This window comes from Priestia sp. SIMBA_032 (assembly GCF_046535215.1).
GTDB lineage: Bacteria > Bacillota > Bacilli > Bacillales > Bacillaceae_H > Priestia > Priestia aryabhattai.
Window position 1 is genome coordinate 1 of sequence record NZ_JAWRXD010000381.1, and the last position, 304, is coordinate 304.

General features: G+C 61.2%; 1 protein-coding gene. It reads left to right on the forward strand.

The genetic code is table 11. From position 1 onward, the window contains the following. Positions 1 to 246, forward strand: a 246-nt coding sequence (locus SB717_RS34840) for a hypothetical protein (protein ID WP_410907445.1), incomplete at its 5' end; no start/stop codon positions are given. Positions 247 to 304: the final 58 nt, after the last annotated feature.

A 304-nucleotide genomic window follows, 5' to 3' on the forward strand; every position in this document is an offset into this window, starting at 1 on the left:
CTCGAGTTGCTGGAATACAGAAGCCAATTGATTGCGGAGCTGGAACGGCGATGGGCGTCCGGCGACCTAGATGCTCCACCGTCTCAAAGCCCAATCTCGATTGTTCTTAATGTATCAGCCAGTGGCGGAGCAGGAGGTGCAGGCGGGATGCTTGGCGGCGGAGGTGGTGGAGGCGGCGCACCGCTAGGAGGCGGCGGAGCTGGCGGTCAAGGATTCGGCACCACGGAAACACCGTCAGACCAGTGACCTACTCGCTCCGCGTGTCGACTGAAGGGCGCTTGCTATTCGAGGCCCCGATCAATCA